This window comes from Mesorhizobium sp. CNPSo 4661, from assembly GCF_057784215.1.
Genome location: NZ_JBWGIO010000015.1, coordinates 176,286 through 191,319, shown reverse-complemented (window position 1 = coordinate 191,319; position 15,034 = coordinate 176,286). Strand labels below are relative to the sequence as shown.

Annotated in this window: 18 protein-coding genes; 5 read left to right on the top strand and 13 right to left on the bottom strand. The window is 64.0% G+C overall.

The window, feature by feature from the left end:
* Positions 1-373: 373 nt before the first annotated feature.
* The 10 genes from AC0YKC_RS23345 to hisB form a co-directional block, all read right to left on the bottom strand.
* The gene (locus AC0YKC_RS23345; RefSeq protein WP_488512737.1) at positions 374-1,924 is read right to left on the bottom strand and encodes a hypothetical protein; all 1,551 of its coding nucleotides are present in this window, start codon (positions 1,922-1,924) and stop codon (positions 374-376) included.
* Positions 1,925-2,100: 176 nt separating this feature from the next.
* Complete coding sequence (coaA, locus tag AC0YKC_RS23340) at positions 2,101-3,060, bottom strand: type I pantothenate kinase (RefSeq protein ID WP_140801608.1); 960 nt, start codon at positions 3,058-3,060, stop codon at positions 2,101-2,103.
* 23 nt (positions 3,061-3,083) lie between these two features.
* On the bottom strand, positions 3,084-3,407 hold the full coding sequence (locus AC0YKC_RS23335) for a phosphoribosyl-ATP diphosphatase (RefSeq protein WP_320293992.1): 324 nt from the start codon (positions 3,405-3,407) through the stop codon (positions 3,084-3,086).
* Positions 3,408-3,416: 9 nt separating this feature from the next.
* Complete coding sequence (gene hisF, locus AC0YKC_RS23330; protein WP_434724781.1) at positions 3,417-4,211, bottom strand: imidazole glycerol phosphate synthase subunit HisF; 795 nt, start codon at positions 4,209-4,211, stop codon at positions 3,417-3,419.
* Positions 4,208-5,047: an arginase family protein gene (locus AC0YKC_RS23325; protein ID WP_488512736.1), complete on the bottom strand. Its 840-nt coding sequence runs from the start codon at positions 5,045-5,047 to the stop codon at positions 4,208-4,210. Before AC0YKC_RS23325 ends, hisF begins: the two co-directional genes overlap by 4 nt.
* Entirely contained in the window at positions 5,044-5,790 is a 747-nt protein-coding gene (hisA, locus tag AC0YKC_RS23320; RefSeq protein ID WP_488512735.1) for a 1-(5-phosphoribosyl)-5-[(5-phosphoribosylamino)methylideneamino]imidazole-4-carboxamide isomerase, read from the bottom strand. Before hisA ends, AC0YKC_RS23325 begins: the two co-directional genes overlap by 4 nt.
* A 3-nt stretch (positions 5,791-5,793) precedes the next feature.
* Positions 5,794-6,084 (bottom strand): DUF1330 domain-containing protein, encoded by a 291-nt coding sequence (locus AC0YKC_RS23315; RefSeq protein ID WP_320293996.1) that lies wholly within the window; start codon positions 6,082-6,084, stop codon positions 5,794-5,796.
* A gap of 2 nt (positions 6,085-6,086) precedes the next feature.
* Complete coding sequence (gene hisH, locus AC0YKC_RS23310) at positions 6,087-6,737, bottom strand: imidazole glycerol phosphate synthase subunit HisH (protein ID WP_488512734.1); 651 nt, start codon at positions 6,735-6,737, stop codon at positions 6,087-6,089.
* A gap of 1 nt (position 6,738) precedes the next feature.
* Positions 6,739-7,215 carry a DUF2628 domain-containing protein gene (locus tag AC0YKC_RS23305; protein ID WP_488512733.1) on the bottom strand — a complete coding sequence of 159 codons (477 nt, stop codon included), beginning with the start codon at positions 7,213-7,215 and terminating at the stop codon, positions 6,739-6,741.
* A 4-nt stretch (positions 7,216-7,219) separates the two neighbouring features.
* Positions 7,220-7,816: an imidazoleglycerol-phosphate dehydratase HisB gene (gene hisB / locus AC0YKC_RS23300; RefSeq protein WP_488512732.1), complete on the bottom strand. Its 597-nt coding sequence runs from the start codon at positions 7,814-7,816 to the stop codon at positions 7,220-7,222.
* Between the two features lie 215 nt (positions 7,817-8,031).
* On the opposite strand from hisB, the gene hslV reads away from it, so the two are divergent.
* The 5 genes from hslV (at position 8,032) to AC0YKC_RS23275 (ending at position 12,280) form a co-directional block, all read left to right on the top strand.
* Positions 8,032-8,583, top strand: coding sequence for an ATP-dependent protease subunit HslV (gene hslV / locus AC0YKC_RS23295; RefSeq protein WP_040986886.1), 552 nt, complete (start codon positions 8,032-8,034; stop codon positions 8,581-8,583).
* Between the two features lie 45 nt (positions 8,584-8,628).
* The gene (locus AC0YKC_RS23290; RefSeq protein WP_488512731.1) at positions 8,629-9,150 is read left to right on the top strand and encodes a GNAT family N-acetyltransferase; all 522 of its coding nucleotides are present in this window, start codon (positions 8,629-8,631) and stop codon (positions 9,148-9,150) included.
* Positions 9,151-9,154: 4 nt separating this feature from the next.
* Entirely contained in the window at positions 9,155-9,754 is a 600-nt protein-coding gene (locus AC0YKC_RS23285) for a DUF2585 domain-containing protein (protein WP_488512743.1), read from the top strand.
* A 5-nt stretch (positions 9,755-9,759) separates the two neighbouring features.
* The gene (hslU, locus tag AC0YKC_RS23280; protein WP_320294001.1) at positions 9,760-11,070 is read left to right on the top strand and encodes an ATP-dependent protease ATPase subunit HslU; all 1,311 of its coding nucleotides are present in this window, start codon (positions 9,760-9,762) and stop codon (positions 11,068-11,070) included.
* Positions 11,071-11,320: 250 nt separating this feature from the next.
* Positions 11,321-12,280 (top strand): DUF1402 family protein, encoded by a 960-nt coding sequence (locus AC0YKC_RS23275; protein WP_488512730.1) that lies wholly within the window; start codon positions 11,321-11,323, stop codon positions 12,278-12,280.
* 8 nt (positions 12,281-12,288) lie between these two features.
* On the opposite strand, the gene AC0YKC_RS23270 is transcribed toward AC0YKC_RS23275, so the two are convergent.
* The 3 genes from AC0YKC_RS23270 to AC0YKC_RS23260 are packed head-to-tail and all read right to left on the bottom strand — an operon-like array spanning position 12,289 to position 14,971.
* Positions 12,289-13,506, bottom strand: coding sequence for an NAD(P)/FAD-dependent oxidoreductase (locus AC0YKC_RS23270; protein WP_488512742.1), 1,218 nt, complete (start codon positions 13,504-13,506; stop codon positions 12,289-12,291).
* Positions 13,507-13,520: 14 nt separating this feature from the next.
* Complete coding sequence (locus AC0YKC_RS23265; RefSeq protein WP_488512729.1) at positions 13,521-13,835, bottom strand: MocE family 2Fe-2S type ferredoxin; 315 nt, start codon at positions 13,833-13,835, stop codon at positions 13,521-13,523.
* Between the two features lie 38 nt (positions 13,836-13,873).
* Complete coding sequence (locus AC0YKC_RS23260) at positions 13,874-14,971, bottom strand: fatty acid desaturase family protein (protein ID WP_488512741.1); 1,098 nt, start codon at positions 14,969-14,971, stop codon at positions 13,874-13,876.
* Positions 14,972-15,034: the final 63 nt, after the last annotated feature.

Sequence of the window (15,034 nt, the reverse complement as noted above, 5' to 3'; positions counted from 1 at the left end):
CAAGCACTGGCTCAGAAAGGCCGCAAGTCGCACGGTCGAAACCGTCTGCCAGGCGATCGGACAGATCCTCAACGGTGTCACACCGATCGAGTGCTCAAACTACTTCGCAAACTCTGGATATGACCGGTGGTAATCCCATCCCGCTCTAAAGCGCGTTGTGTGAATCCGTTTTCACGCGACGCACTTTAGACGCGTCGCCTGAATCCGTCTCAGCGCGACGCGCTTTAAACCTTCCGCAGCGCTACCTCTTCGACCAGGTGGTTGGCGCCCTTGCGAAGGATGAGGTCGCCGCGCCCGCGTCGCTTCGGCGAAGTTGCCGAGACTGACCGCTCATACTTTTCCTCGCGACCTACCCAAAAAGGGCGGCAACGGATCACTCGGCCTGGCCAGTTCCTGGATTGCGCAGCAGCACCTGAAGGTCGTCATTCTCGGCAATCTGCTGGTAGCCGCGCAGGAAGTTAACGTAGTCCTGCCGCCGGACAAGCTCCGCAATCCAGCCCCTGTCTTTTTTCTCGATGATGATCACGGCGGGCTGTTTGGTTTCGAGTTCGGCGAGCTTGCTCTCGACGTAGCGATCGACGATCTGCCGATAGTGCGATGCCGTCTCCCTGTCGCCCTCCAGGGTTGCGAGGCCCGAAAGATAACGCGCCGAATAACCCAGCCAATCGCTGCAATCGCGTGAAATCCACGTCCCGCCGAGCATGCGGGTAAGTGGATGGCCCCCCGAGATGTCGGCGCCGACAAGCGCGACAGTCGGCCGATCGGTCGCCGCCTCGATCTTGGCGACAAACTCGGCATTGAGCTTCTGTGTTTGCATGAACGGGATGGCGGCGGCGGCAATGATGGCAGCCAGCAGCGTCTTGCACCCCAGTTCCATTGCCGTCCCCGGCGACTTGTAGGTTGCCGGGGCCGCTTGCGCCATCCTCAACAGGAGCGCCGCCAGAATCAGGCTGAAGGCCGGAAATGCGTGATAGGCCCAGCCTTTTGCCTGGTAGATCAGCGGCACGGTCGCAGCCAGCGAAGCAAGCGTGAATACGCTGACCAGAGGCGACAAAGGCAATCCCGGCCGAACGAAGCGCAGCGCCACGAGCGCGACCACATAGATCGGCACATAGGTCGTCAGCAACGCATACATTTTCTGCATCCGCATATAGGTGTCGGCCAGCACTGGGTAGATGACGCTCAGGAATTCCGGATGGAAATACTGCACGGCGACGACATACGCGACGCACACCAGGCCGATCACCCAGTACTCGACGGCGAAAAGCGTCCGGATCGACCGGCGGCTCCACGCTGCGTAGAGAGCCGGAACGAGCACGACCAGTGCATAATAGGGCTTCACCAGAACCAGGATGCTGCCACTCAATCCGGCAAGGAGGGCCACCGGCAGGCTGGGTGTTCGACCGTCAATTGGCGCCGCGCGCCAGGCCGTCAGCATGAGCAACGGCAAATACAGCGCGATCCCAAGATGCTCCCGCTCGCTGAAGGCATTGCCGGGGAAGATGACCAGCAGCGCCAGAAACAGGGGCAACATCGCAAACAGAGCGCGGTTCTCGGCAAGACCGGCCTGCCTGGCGATCCATGCGGCAAGGCCCAATCCTGCCAGGCAGATCGCATAGCTGTAGACATGAACCGCGATTTCCGGCGAGATACCGATCTTGTGCGCGAGCGCCACGGCCGGCATGAACATCCAAGGCGTGAAAGGCGGATTGACTTCGAAAATGTCGACATAGAGCCGTGACCCGGCAAGCATCTTCTCGCACAAGGTGATCACCCAGCTCGTGTCGGGTATGACGCCCCATCGCATCTGCCAGGGAACGGCGGCTGCCAGCACCAGCAAGCAAAGAACCACCGTCCATGTCCGCGTCTTGCGCGCTTCGCCGATTGGCGCGTCCGCAGATGAGCTGTCCAGAACGGCGGTCATCGGCTCCTTCCTTTGGTGCAGGGGGAACTGCTGGAGCTCATGGGACCGCTTCCCGTGAAGACAAACTTGCGACGTTCAGCACCGGCACCAGGATGGAAGCCAGCGCCAGCACCGTCTCCCAGTTGGAGTCCGGCTGGCGAAGCTAGTCGGGATTGCCTAAGACGCCGTTAAGCGGGTCACAATTTCCTTAACGCCACTTCCTCGATCAGGTGGTTGGCGCCTTTGCGCAGGATGAGATCGGCGCGCGCCCTGGTCGGCAGGATGTTCTCGCGCAGGTTCTTCAGGTTGATGTTGGCCCAGAGCCCTTCGGCGATGGCCCGCGCGGCATCCTGCGAAAGCTGCGAATAGCGATGGAAGAAGGAGTCCGGGTTGCGGAAGGCGGTTTCGCGCAGGCGCATGAAGCGCTGGATATACCACTGATGGATCAGCTTCTCGTCGGCATCGATATAGATGGCGAAATCGAAGAAGTCGGACAGGAACGGCACGATCTTGCCGTCCTTCGGCAGCTTTCCCGGCTGCAAGACGTTGATGCCTTCGAAGATCAATATATCCGGACGGTCGATGGTGACGAACTCGCCGGGGATGACGTCATAGGTCAGGTGTGAATAGACCGGCGCGATGACGCTGCTTTGCGCCGACTTGATGCCGGACAGGAACCTGAGCAGCGCGCCGACGTCGTAGCTCTCGGGGAACCCTTTGCGCTCCATGAGGTTCTCGCGGCGCAGGATCTCGTTGGGCAAGAGGAAACCGTCGGTGGTGATGAGGTCGACCTTCGGGCTCGACGGCCAGCGCGCCAGAAGCTCCTTCAGCACGCGCGCCGTGGTCGACTTGCCGACCGCGACCGAGCCGGCAATGCCGATGATGAAGGGCGTCTTGACGACGTCCTGCGCCTTGAAGAAGGCCTGGCGCTGCCGAAACAGCAACTGGCTTGCCTCGACATGGGCCGAGAGCAGCCGCGACAGCGAGAGGTAGATGCGCTTGACCTCTTCGAGGTCGACCGGGTCGTTGAGCGAGCGCAGCCGGTCGATCTCGTCTTCCGTCAGCGTCAGCGGCGTGTCGGCGCGGAATTGCGACCATTGCTCGGCGGAGAAGAAACGATAGGGGGAATACTTCTCGGTCGGAGCCAACTGGTCCATCGGGTTTCCTACCCTCTTACCGGTCAGCCCTTTGACCGGGACGCCTTTTCGACAATGCCCGAGCGGCTGGTGCGGCCTTCGAGCTCTTTCAGCACGTCGTCCAGCGGAATGCCCGCTATGCCGAGGACGACCAGCCAATGATACAGAAGATCGGCACTTTCCGAAACGAGCGCCTGCCTGTCGCCACGGATGGCGGCGATCACGGTCTCGACCGCTTCTTCGCCGAGCTTCTGCGCCGCCTTGTCCATGCCCTTGGCGAACAGTTTCGCCGTCCATGAGTCAGCGTCGCCGGAATGGGCGCGCTGATGGATGATCGTTTCCAGCTCGGCGAGCGAAAATTGAGCCATAGCAGTGGTTTAAGTCCGATGGGCGGCCGAGTCCAGCCGCATCGGCAGGCCGGCTTTGGCCATATGCGCCTTGGCCTCGGCGATCGTGTAAGTGCCGAAATGGAAGATCGAGGCGGCAAGCACCGCGCCGGCATGGCCGTCGCGGATGCCTTCGACCAGGTGATCGAGCGTTCCGACGCCGCCGGAAGCGATCACCGGCGCGCGCACGGCATCGGCGATCGCGCGCGTGAGCGCAAGGTCGTAGCCGGCCTTGGTGCCGTCGCGGTCCATCGAGGTCAGCAGGATCTCGCCGGCGCCGCGATCGACCATCGTCTTGGCGAATTCGACTGCGTCGATGCCCGTCTTCTCGCGTCCGCCATGCGTGAATATCTCCCAGCGGTCGGTCTCGCCCTGCGCGGAGACCTTCTTGGCGTCGATCGCCACGACGATGCACTGGTTGCCGAACTTGTCGGCGGCTTCCGCGACGAAGTCTGGATTCTTCACCGCCGCCGTGTTGATCGACACCTTGTCGGCGCCGGCCAGAAGCAGCTTGCGGATGTCGGCCACCTGGCGCACGCCGCCGCCGACGGTGAGCGGCATGAAGCACTGCTCGGCCGTCCTGGCGACCACGTCGAAGATCGTCTCGCGATTGTCGGACGAGGCGGTGATGTCGAGGAAGCAGAGCTCGTCGGCGCCGGCCGCGTCGTACGCCTTGGCGGCCTCGACCGGGTCGCCGGCATCGATCAGATCGACGAAATTGACGCCCTTGACCACGCGGCCGTTCTTGACGTCGAGGCAGGGGATGACGCGGGCCTTGAGCATCACTTGCCTTCCAGGGTCGAGAGCAGGTCGACCACCAGCTCGCCGACCAGCGGCGGCACGTCGCCCTTGGGGTCGAAGGCCGGATCGTAGGCGGAAATGGTCAGCCCCGCGATGGCGAGCGGCCCGGCGAGGCCGCACATCGCCATGCGCATCTGCTCCGGCGCCGGGCCGCCGGGCGTGGTGTAGCGGTTGGCTTGCAGCTTTTCGGGGTCGTGCACGTCGAGGTCGACATGCATATGCACCCGAGTTGCGCCGTCGACCTTCAGCCGTTGCGCAGCAGCCTTCCAGTCCGGGCACTCGGTCCGGATTACGGGCAGCGTCTTCAACAGCACCTTTTCGGCTTCGTCGAGGTCGCGCGCATTGACCAGAACGCAGCGTGATGGATCGACCGGCTTGAAGCCGGGGATCTGGTTGGCCATCGGCCGCCAGCACAGGCCCAGCGCGACAGCCAGCGCCATGCCGTCGAGAAAGCCCGTCGTGGTGGTTTCCGGCGTGTTGAGGTCGCCATGCTGGTCGGCCCAGATGATGGCGTCGGCGCCGGCGCCGGCCACGGCGCCCGCGGCAGTCAGGCAGTTGCCCGCCAGCACGATCGGAAACCGCTTCCTGTCCAGCGCAATGCGGACCTGGCCGGAAACGGCGTTGCAGACGGCGAATCCGGTGCTGATCTCGCGCTCGTCTTCGTCCTCGACCACCTTGCCGATGTCATGCACCTCGACTTCATGGCCGGCGAGCTTCAGCGCCTCGGCCAGTCCGCCTGAGATCAGCGCGTCCGGGCCCTGGCCGCAGCCACCGTGGAAATGGCCGCTGTCATAGGAGGCCAGGATGATGGAAATGTTCACGCTCTTGCCTCCGCCCGCTCGCCGCGCAGGATCGCCAGCGCCTCGGCCGGGTCGATACGTCCGTCATATAGGGCGCGGCCGGAGATCGCGCCTTCCAGTTTCTTCGCGTCGGGCATGGTCATGCGCACGATGTCGGCGATCGAGGCGAGGCCGCCGGATGCGATCACCGGAATGGACACCGCCTCGGCGAGGTCGATGGTCGAATCCCAGTTGATGCCGGTCAGCACGCCGTCGCGATCGATATCGGTGTAGACGATGGCGGCGACGCCGGCCCCCTCGAATTTCTTCGCCAGTTCGACGACGCCGAGCTCGGAGGCTTCGGCCCAGCCTTCCACCGCGACCTTGCCGCCCTTGGCGTCGATGCCGACGGCGACCTTGCCCGGGAAAGCCTTGCAGGCTTGCTTCACCAGCTCAGGTTCGCGCACCGCGACCGTGCCGAGGATGACGCGGGTGAGACCGCGATCCAGCCAGTCCTCGATCTGCGGCAGGGTGCGGATGCCGCCGCCGAGCTGCACCGGGTTTTTCGTCGCCTTGAGGATGGCGCCGACCGCGGCGGAGTTGACGCTCTGGCCCTTGAAGGCGCCGTTGAGGTCGACGACATGCAGCCACTCGAAACCTTGGTCCTCGAAGGCCTTCGCCTGCGCGGCGGGATCGTCATTGTAGATGGTGGCGGTGGCCATATCGCCGTGCTTAAGGCGCACGCATTGGCCGTCCTTGAGGTCTATCGCCGGAAACAGGATCATGGATCAGGCGCCCTCGACGATGACGAAATGGCCGGTCGAAGCGGCGAGCCGGAATTTTGAGGCTTCCTGGTATTCGGGCGACTCGTAGCAAGCGAGCGCCGTCTCATAGGACTCGAATTCCACCACCACATGGCGGTTGCCTGTCGGCCCCTCCGGACTGGTGTAACGACCGGGCCGGACCGGGAACTTCGCGCCATACTTGGCGAAGGCCTTCCCATTGGCCTCGATGTATTGCCTGTAGACGTCTGGATCGTGGACATCGATCAGCGCGATCCAATAGCCCTTCTTGCTCATCTCTAGGGCCTCCATTTCAGGAAATTGGTGATCAGAGCCAGGCCGAGCGCCTGGCTCTTTTCGGGATGGAATTGCGTGCCGGCAAGGTTGTCGCGGGCAACGGCGGCCGTCACCGGCCCGCCATAGTCGGCGGTCGCCAGCACTTCGGCGGGATTCTTCGCTTCGAGATGATAGGAATGGACAAAATAGGCATGCAATCCCTTCGCGCCGGTCTCGATGCCGGAAAACAGCGGATGCGGGCGGGTAACGTCGATCGTGTTCCAGCCGATCTGCGGGATCTTCAGCGCCGGATCCGACGGCGTGATCTCCTTGACGTCGCCGGCGATCCAGCCGAGGCCCCTGGTGACGGTCTTTTCGAGGCCGCGTTCCGACATCAGCTGCATGCCGACGCAGATGCCGAGGAAAGGCCGCCCCTTGGCGATGGCCGCCTCCTCCACCGCCTCCCACATGCCCGGCACCGCGTGCAGGCCGGCGGCGCAGTCGGCATAGGCGCCGACGCCCGGCAACACGATGCGGTCGGCGGAACGCACGCGCTCCGCGTCGGCCGTCAGCTCTATGGTCGCGGCAAGACCCGCCTCATGCGCGGCGCGCTCGAAGGCCTTGGTGGCCGAGCGCAGATTGCCCGAGCCGTAATCGATGATGGCTACCCGCATGTCAGGGCCTTCCAGGCGTATGGGTCAGCCCCAGCGCCATGCCGGTTTGCGGCGGACGGGCGAGCGATGCGTCCGGCACGATGCGCGGCATCGGTGCCGCCTCCTCGCCATCCTCGCCGGTTTCCAGCGCATGGCGCGTCTCGGCATCGCCAAGATTGCCGGCCTCGACGACGCCCCATTCCCGCCAGCCGCGCCGGCGCAGTGATGCGATGCGCAGGGCCTGGCCTTCGAACCCGACATAGAGCGAGACCAGCAGCGACAGCAACGACCCGGCCCCTTCGAGTCCGAGCTTCTCGCCGGTCACCGACAGGATCGCCATGACGACGAAGGTCAGGGCCGCCTCGATCCACAGACGGTGCCAGGCGAGCCAGAGCGGCGCGGCCAGGAAGCCCAGCCAGGTGAAGCTGTCGCGCACGAAAATTGCGTCCCTGGCTTTGTTGTCGCCGGCCGGCGGCTGCATCACGACATAGATCGCCATAGGGCTAGCCTTTCAGGGATCCCTTGGTGGATGGCACCGCGTCGGGCTGGCGCGGATCGGGCTCCAGTGCTGCGCGCAGCGCCCGCGCCACCGCCTTGAAGCAGGTTTCGGCGATATGGTGGTTGTTGGCGCCGTAATGATTGGTCACATGCAGCGTGATGCCGGCATTCTGCGCCAGCGCCTGGAAGAACTCGCGCACCAGTTCGGTGTCGAACGTGCCGATCTTCGGCGACGTGAAGGCGACGTTCCAGACCAGGAAGGGCCGGCCGGAGACGTCTATCGCCGCCCTGGTCAGCGTCTCGTCCATGGCAAGCTCGATCGAGGCATAGCGCATGATGCCGCGCCGCTCGCCCAGCGCCTTGCTCAGCGCCTGGCCGATCGCGATCCCGGTGTCCTCGACCGTGTGGTGGTCGTCGATATGCAGGTCGCCCTTGGCCTTGATCGTCATGTCGATCAGCGAATGCCGCGATAGCTGGTCGAGCATATGGTCGAAGAAGCCGACGCCGGTCGAAATATCGGCTTTGCCCTTGCCGTCGACATGGACCGAGACCGAAATCTCGGTTTCCTTGGTCTTGCGGCTGACTTCGGCGGAACGCGTCATCGCTCTGTCCTTGTTGCCCGTTCGGAGCCCCGGGGGCTTGAAAACGAGAGCCTTCTATCAGCATGATCCGGCGATTGCCAGTTGCCATTCCGGTCGTTATCGCCCTTGCCGGACGGCGGTTTGCAATCGTTCGCCCTATGCATACATATGGCCGATCAAAACTCACTCGTACCGCGCCAATCGCCTTCAAGGGATAGCGCGAATCGGAGCAGAAAATGTCGAATGAACTCACCATGCACGCCACGACCATCATCAGCGTGCGCAAGGGCAACAAGGTGGTGATCGCCGGCGACGGCCAGGTCAGCCTCGGCCAGACGATCATGAAGGGCAACGCCCGCAAGGTGCGCCGCATCGGCAAGGGCGGCAGCGTCATTGCCGGCTTCGCCGGCGCTACGGCGGACGCCTTCACCCTGCTCGAGCGGCTCGAGGCCAAGCTCGAACAATATCCCGACCAGCTGACGCGCGCCTGCGTCGAGCTCGCCAAGGACTGGCGCACCGATCGCTATCTGCGCCGCCTGGAAGCCATGATGCTGGTCGCCGACAAGTCGGTCTCGCTGGCGCTGACCGGCAATGGCGACGTGCTGGAGCCCGAGCATGGCGTCATGGCCATCGGCTCCGGCGGCAATTACGCGCTGGCCGCGGCCCGTGCCCTCATCGACACCGACAAGGATGCCGAGGAGATCGCCCGCAAGGCCATGCAGATCGCGTCCGACATCTGCGTCTACACCAACAACAATTTTGTCGTCGAAACGCTCGATGCCGCTTGAGCGGCTATGATCCCGAAAAGTGGTCACAGGTTTTCGGAAGAGATCATGGTCGAAAGAGAAGACAGTTACGAATTTCGGCCGGTGACCGAAGAAGACTTGCCAACGATTGCCCGGTGGCTGCGCGAGCCGCATGTCGCCCAGTGGTGGGACGATCCCGGCAAGGAGATCGCCGAGATCCGCGAGCATATGGATTCGGTCTCGGTGGAGCCGCTGATCGTCGAGCTGGACGGCAGGCCGATCGCCTATCTGCAGAGCTATGACCCGCATATGGAGGACGACCATCCTTATGCGGATCAGCCCTTCGGCACGCTGGGCATCGACCTCACGATCGGTCCGCCGGAGCTGATCGGCGTCGGTCATGGCTCGGCCATCGTGCGCCAGTTCGTCGACGAGCTTTTCGAGGAAGGCGCGCCGCGCGTCATCATCGATCCGCATCCCGACAATGGCCGCGCCATCCGCGCCTATGAGAAGGCCGGCTTCAGACCGATCGGCCGCAGGCAATCGCAATATGGGGACGTCGTGCTGATGGCCGTCGACGCCGATGACGACGAAAATCTGGGGGACTGACTGGATGATCGCGCCTGAAGGGGACAAGACGCTTTCCGCTTACGAAGACAGCTGGCGCATGGGCCTGCTGCTGGTGCTCGCCCTGGTCGTTTTCCAGGCCGGCGTGCTCTACGGCATGGGCCATCCGCCGATCTGCACCTGCGGCTACGTGAAACTCTGGCACGGTGTGGTCAACAGCCCGGAGAATTCCCAGCACATCGCCGACTGGTACACCTTCTCGCATATCATCCACGGCTTCCTGTTCTACGCGCTGGCGACATTCCTGTTTCCGCGTTCGCCGGTGGGCTTAAGGCTCGCCTTCGCCGTCCTCATCGAGGGCGGCTGGGAGATCCTGGAAAACAGCCCCATCATCATCGACCGCTACCGCGCCGGCACGATCTCGCTCAACTATTACGGCGACTCCATCATCAACTCGGTGTCCGACACGCTGTTCATGGCGCTGGGATTTGTGATGGCGCGAAAGCTACCTATATGGGTGATCGTGGCCCTGGCGCTCATCTTCGAGCTCGGCACGGGCTACATCATCCGGGACAATCTGACGCTCAACGTGATCATGCTGCTGCATCCGTTCGAGTCCATCAGGCAGTGGCAAAGTGGAATTTGAGTCTTATGAGCACCTTTTCTCCCCGCGAAATCGTTTCGGAACTCGACCGCTTCATCATCGGCCAGAAGGACGCCAAGCGCGCCGTGGCGATCGCCTTGCGCAACCGCTGGCGCCGCCAGCAACTGGAAGGCCAGATGCGCGAAGAGGTGATGCCGAAGAACATCCTGATGATCGGCCCGACCGGCGTCGGCAAGACCGAGATCTCGCGCCGCCTGGCGCGGCTGGCCGGCGCGCCCTTCGTCAAGGTGGAGGCCACCAAGTTCACCGAGGTCGGCTATGTCGGCCGCGATGTCGAGCAGATCGTGCGCGACCTCGTCGAGGTCGCCATCGGCCTGGCGCGCGAAAAAATGCGCGGGGACGTCGGCGCGCGCGCCCAGGTCAACGCCGAGGAACGCGTGCTGGAAGCCCTCGTCGGCAAGACGGCGAGCCCGGCCACCCGCGACAGCTTCCGCAAGAAGCTGCGCGACGGCGAGCTCGACGACAAGGAGATCGAGATCGAGGTGGCCGACACCGGCACCGGCGGCATGCCGGGCTTCGAGATTCCCGGCATGCCGGGCGCCAATGTCGGCGTGCTCAACATCAACGACATGCTGTCGAAGGCGATGGGCGGTCGCAAGACCAAGACCCGCAAGACTACCGTGCGCGATTCCTACGCGCTCCTGGTCAATGACGAGTCCGACAAGCTGCTGGACCAGGACGAGGTGGTGCGCAGGGCGCTGGAATCGGCCGAGAATGACGGCATCGTCTTCCTCGACGAGATCGACAAGATCGCGGCCAGGAGCGACATTTCGGGCGGCCCGTCACGCGAAGGCGTGCAGCGCGACCTGCTGCCGCTGGTCGAAGGCACCACGGTTGCGACCAAATATGGGCCGATCAAGACCGACCATATCCTGTTCATCGCTTCGGGCGCCTTCCACGTCTCCAAGCCGTCCGACCTTTTGCCGGAGCTGCAGGGCCGCCTGCCGATCCGTGTCGAGCTGCGCGCGCTGGAGAAGGCGGATTTCATCCGCATCCTCACCGAGACGGAAGCGAGCCTCATCAAGCAGTATATCGCGCTGATGAAGACCGAAGGCGTCGAGCTGACCTTCACCGACGACGCCATCGATTCGCTTGCCGGCATCGCCGTCGACCTCAACGCCAGCGTCGAGAATATCGGCGCGCGGCGTCTGCAGACCGTGATGGAGCGCGTGCTGGACGAGATTTCCTACGACGCGCCCGACCGCAACGGCACCGCCGTCACCATCGACGCCGCCTATGTCGAGAAGCATGTCGGCGACCTGTCGCGCAACACCGACCTGTCGCGGTTCATCCTTTAAACGGGGTTTCGGGCTGGCCTTCGGGCCGGCCCGAAAAACGCTCGCTCCATCAGGTGTGGCCAAATGGAAGCATCCGGCCACCATTTTTGGTCGCCGTCGGCAGCCTTCTCTCGACTCTGGCGGGCGCTTTACCTAGGTTGCCGCGCATTCCGAAAGCAATTTCAAGAAAGCGGTTTTCCGTCTGAAATTGCGTTCAATCAACTGGTTGGGGTGGATCGGCGATAGCCGAGCCGTCCCAAGGCGGCGGCGAATGAAGAAGTACCTGTTTCTCCTTGTTGGTCTTGCGCTGGCGGCGGCGGTGGCGATTGCCGATGCCGCGACCATGGTGCCGCCGGGCAACCGCAACGCTGTGCAGCCGGATATTCCGGGCGCCTCCAGCCGGCGCACCCAGGCCACCAACACCACGTTCCAGGCCAAGTACCGCAAGGTCTACGCGCTCTTGCAGAACGACGCCGAGCTGCGCGGCAAGATCAGGAAGGTGGCGGCTGCCTACGGCATCGATCCGATGCATATTGTCGGCGCCATCGTCGGCGAGCACACCTACAATGTCGACGCCTATGACCGGCTGCAGACCTATTACGTCAAGGCGATGTCGTATCTGTCGAGCAAGCTGACCTTTGCCTATGAGGGCGAGGACGTCAGCGATTTCATCCAGCGGCCGGAATTCAAGAAATGCGCCGGCACGGACGACAGCTATGATCTGTGGGAATGCCGCGAGCAGGTGTGGAACCATGCCTTCCGCGGCAAGACCGTCGGCGGCGAGGATTTCCCCGACGACCGCTTCGGCGCGACCTTCTTCCAGCCTTATTATGCCGGCCAGACCTTCGGCCTCGGCCAGTTGAACCCGCTGACGGCGTTGCAGATGAGCGACCTGGTGCACAAGGTCTCGGGCCTGCCCAGGCTCGACGTCGGCGATCCCAACACGGTCTACAAGACCATCATGGACCCGGATCTGACGCTGCCCTACGTCGCTGCCACCATCAAGAAGTCGATCGACGCCTACCGCAACATCGCCGGCTTCGACATCTCGAAGAATCCGGGCCTCACCGCCACGCTCTACAATGTCGGCAATCCCGAGCAGCGTGCCTATGCGCTGAAGGCCGAGAACGAGAAGCGCCGCGCCGCCGGCGAGCCGGAAAAGCTGCCCGAGGAGAACTATTACGGCTGGCTGGTCAACGACAAGCTGGATGAGCTGAAGGCGCTGTTTTAGGTCAGACGTTACGCCGCCAGCAGCGACTTCAGCTTGACCGCCTGCGAGCCGAGCGCCTCCGGCGCAGGGCTCGCCCGCTTGGCGATCAGCATCTCCGCCAGGCGGATGTCGCGCGCCACCACATTGCCGGGGCCGATGCCGCTGGCGGCGACCAGCCTGCCGTCCTCGGCAAGGTGGAACAGGATGAAGGCGCCGTCATCGAGATCGCGCCTCACCGTCGAGCGGCCTTCGTCCGACAGCCCGGCGATCTGCAGCGTCAACCCGTACTGATCGGACCAGAACCACGGCACGGCGGCATGCGCCTCATCGGCGCCCAGCATGTTCTTCGCAGCCAGCGCGCCCTGTTCCTGTGCGTTGCGCCAGGCCTCCAGCCGCACCCGCCGGCCGCCATAGACCGCAAGCGGGAAGGAGCAGCAATCGCCGGCGGCGAAGATATCCGGGTCTTCGGTACGCAAATGTTCGTCCACGGCGATGCCGTTGTCGACCGCAAGTCCGGCTTCGGCGGCAAGAGCCGTCACCGGCACGGCGCCAATGCCGATCACCGCGAGGTCGGCGACGATCGTCTGCCCGTCGGCCAGCGTGATGCCGACCTCCTTGCCGTCATCGGCAATCGCGGCAATTCCCTGGCCGGTGCGGATCGCAACGCCCTCGGCTTCATGCGCCTTGTGGATGATTTCGGCGATCTCGGCCGGCACGCCGCGCATCAGGATGCGCGGCTGCGCCTCGATGACGGTGACAGTGGCGCCAAGCCTGCGCGCCGCGGCGGCAAGCTCGAGGCCGATGAAGCCGCCGCCAATGATGGCGACGCGGTTGCCGGCGCTGAGATGCGCACGGATGGCCAAAGCATCGTTGAAGGTCCTGAGATAGACGCAACGGCCGCCAAGCCCCGGCATCGGCAGCTTGCGCGGCACCGATCCGGTCGCCAGCAGCAGCTTGTCGTAGGAAAGGGAGGATCCGTCCGACAGCTGCACGACATGCGCGGCGCGGTCGATCGCGGCGGCCCGGACGGAACGGACATGCCGGATCGAGCGCTCGGCCAGGAGTTCGTCGCTGGCGATCGCCTTGATGGCCGGCGCCTCGCCGGTCATCGCTTCCTTCGACAGCGGCGGCCGCTCATAAGGCAGATGCGGCTCGTCGCCCACCAGCGTCACCGGCCCTTCGAAGCCGAGATCGCGCAGCGCCAGCGCGGCGCGGCCGCCGCATTCGCCGGCGCCGATGATCAGCATCCCTGCCATCGTCGTCACCCGATCTGGATCAGGATTTTGCCGGCGTCGACCTTGACCGGATAGGTCTTGAGGTTGACGCAGACCGGAGCGCCGCGCGCGTCGCCGGTCTTGTAGTTGAAGCGGCCATTGTGCTTGGGGCATTCGATGATGTCGTCCATCACCAGCCCGTCGGCCAGATGCACCTTTTCATGCGTGCACAGGCCGTCGGTCGCGAAATATTCGTCGTCCGGGCTGCGATAAATGGCAAAGGTGCGGCCGGCATGGTCGAACCGCATCACGTCCTCTTCATCGATGTCTCCGGCCGCGCAGGCCTCGACCCAGTCGCTCATCTCGTCCTCCAGCGAATATCCTTGAATTTCCTTCGGCCTCACTCCGCGGCGGCGGCCATCGGAATGTCGTTATGCAGTTCCTCGCGATAGGGCTTCGCCGTCGGCGGCAGCGCCCGCTTGAGGAAATAGTCCTCGTTGCGCAGCTGGCGCAGGAAGGCCGGGATCATCTCGCGATAGCCGGCCAGGATCGAAGGCGTCGGCGCCGGCAGGTCGTGCTTGATCATCGCATGCAGCTTCGGCAGCGCATGATAGGGCACCATCGGGAACATGTGATGTTCCACATGGTAGTTCATGTTCCAGTAGATGAACCGGCTGATCGGATTCATGTAAACGGTGCGGCTGTTCAGCCGGTGATCGGTGACGTTCTCGGCAAGCCCGCCATGCTGCAGCAGGCCGGTCAAGACGTGGTGCCAGGCGCCATAGAGCCGGGGCAGGCCGATCAGCATCAGTGGCAGCCAGGAGTGCAGGTAGAGGGCCAGGGCGATGGTCGCGATGTAGATGGCGAGCCACATGCGGGCCACGCGGATCGCCTTCGGCTGCTCCTGCTCGGGAATGAATGTTTTTTCGGCGGCGCTGATGACGCCGGCGGCGTTGCGCACCATGTCGACCATCGCGTGCCAGGCGTCGAGAATGCCGAAGAAATTCAGCACCACGCGCGCAAGGTCCGGCGGCCGCATGACGGCGATCTCGGGGTCGCGGCCGACGATGATGGTATCGGTATGGTGGCGCGTGTGGCTCCAGCGCCAGGTCACCGGGTTGCGCATGATCATGAAGCAGGCGAGCTGGTAGACGGCGTCGTTCATCCACTGCGTGCGGAAGGCCGTGCCATGGCCGCATTCATGCCAGCGGGAATCGCTCGAGGAGCCGTAGAGCGTGCCATAGACGAACAGGAACGGTACGCACCACCAGCTGCCCCAGAACCAGATGCCGCCCGCGGCGCTGACGACGAAAGCGGCCAGCCAGGTGATGGTGTCGCGGATCGCCGGCTGGTCGGAGCGCTGCATCAGTTCCTTCATCTGCTTGCGCGGGATCTCGGTGTGGTACCACTCGGCCGCCGCCAGCCCGTTCTCGACCGCGCGTTTTGCATCGCGGCCGGTCAGGCTGTAGTCGCGTGGCGACGCCGCCGAAGACGTCATGGCCGTCATTGAGGTTCCTCCAACAGCGCCTGGCGAACGGCTCCGGCAAGTCCGGGCTCGTCC

Excerpts from the sequence above, each read along its gene's own strand:
- AC0YKC_RS23305 (WP_488512733.1), bottom strand. The coding sequence starts at position 7,215 with ATGGCGATCTATGTCGTGATGCAGCCGCCGGCCGGCGACAACAAAGCC.
- hisH (WP_488512734.1), bottom strand. The coding sequence starts at position 6,737 with ATGCGGGTAGCCATCATCGATTACGGCTCGGGCAATCTGCGCTCGGCC.
- hslU (WP_320294001.1), top strand. The coding sequence starts at position 9,760 with ATGAGCACCTTTTCTCCCCGCGAAATCGTTTCGGAACTCGACCGCTTC.
- AC0YKC_RS23275 (WP_488512730.1), top strand. The coding sequence starts at position 11,321 with ATGAAGAAGTACCTGTTTCTCCTTGTTGGTCTTGCGCTGGCGGCGGCG.
- AC0YKC_RS23335 (WP_320293992.1), bottom strand. The coding sequence starts at position 3,407 with ATGGCTCAATTTTCGCTCGCCGAGCTGGAAACGATCATCCATCAGCGC.
- AC0YKC_RS23260 (WP_488512741.1), bottom strand. The coding sequence starts at position 14,971 with ATGACGTCTTCGGCGGCGTCGCCACGCGACTACAGCCTGACCGGCCGC.
- AC0YKC_RS23290 (WP_488512731.1), top strand. The coding sequence starts at position 8,629 with ATGGTCGAAAGAGAAGACAGTTACGAATTTCGGCCGGTGACCGAAGAA.
- AC0YKC_RS23265 (WP_488512729.1), bottom strand. The coding sequence starts at position 13,835 with ATGAGCGACTGGGTCGAGGCCTGCGCGGCCGGAGACATCGATGAAGAG.
- AC0YKC_RS23285 (WP_488512743.1), top strand. The coding sequence starts at position 9,155 with ATGATCGCGCCTGAAGGGGACAAGACGCTTTCCGCTTACGAAGACAGC.
- AC0YKC_RS23270 (WP_488512742.1), bottom strand. The coding sequence starts at position 13,506 with ATGCTGATCATCGGCGCCGGCGAATGCGGCGGCCGCGCCGCGCTGGCG.
- hisA (WP_488512735.1), bottom strand. The coding sequence starts at position 5,790 with ATGATCCTGTTTCCGGCGATAGACCTCAAGGACGGCCAATGCGTGCGC.
- AC0YKC_RS23345 (WP_488512737.1), bottom strand. The coding sequence starts at position 1,924 with ATGACCGCCGTTCTGGACAGCTCATCTGCGGACGCGCCAATCGGCGAA.
- hisB (WP_488512732.1), bottom strand. The coding sequence starts at position 7,816 with ATGACGCGTTCCGCCGAAGTCAGCCGCAAGACCAAGGAAACCGAGATT.
- hslV (WP_040986886.1), top strand. The coding sequence starts at position 8,032 with ATGTCGAATGAACTCACCATGCACGCCACGACCATCATCAGCGTGCGC.
- coaA (WP_140801608.1), bottom strand. The coding sequence starts at position 3,060 with ATGGACCAGTTGGCTCCGACCGAGAAGTATTCCCCCTATCGTTTCTTC.
- AC0YKC_RS23315 (WP_320293996.1), bottom strand. The coding sequence starts at position 6,084 with ATGAGCAAGAAGGGCTATTGGATCGCGCTGATCGATGTCCACGATCCA.